This is a genomic window from Microtetraspora sp. NBRC 13810, from assembly GCF_030268685.1.
GTDB lineage: Bacteria > Actinomycetota > Actinomycetes > Streptosporangiales > Streptosporangiaceae > BSRQ01.
This window is the reverse complement of the sequence record NZ_BSRQ01000104.1, coordinates 1-255: the sequence shown is the minus strand read 5'-3', so window position 1 is coordinate 255 and position 255 is coordinate 1. Positions and strand designations below refer to the sequence as shown.

The following is a 255-nucleotide window of genomic DNA, read 5'->3' as shown; positions in this document are numbered from 1 at the left end:
GGTGTCCGGCTTTGCCGGGGCTACATCGGAGCTTGCGGAGGATCCGCCAGCTCTTGAGCTGGGCGTTCGCACGCTCACCCGGGCCGCGAAGGCGAGCGTGTGACCGATTGGCCTGTTTCTGCGGCTCAGGCTTGTTCCTGCCCTTGTACGGAGTGATGACCGGGCGTTCGGCTCCTTGGTAGCCCTTGTCCGCCAGGACGACGATCCCAGCATGTTCCAACGCACGCAGGATGCCCCAGATCCGGGCCGCACTCA

At 65.5% G+C, this 255-nt stretch carries 1 protein-coding gene; it reads right to left on the bottom strand.

Going from position 1 to position 255, the window contains the following annotated elements; all coding sequences use genetic code 11:
• Positions 1–255: transposase family protein (locus QSK26_RS41630; RefSeq protein WP_285780882.1), on the bottom strand; the 255-nt coding region annotated here is incomplete at both ends.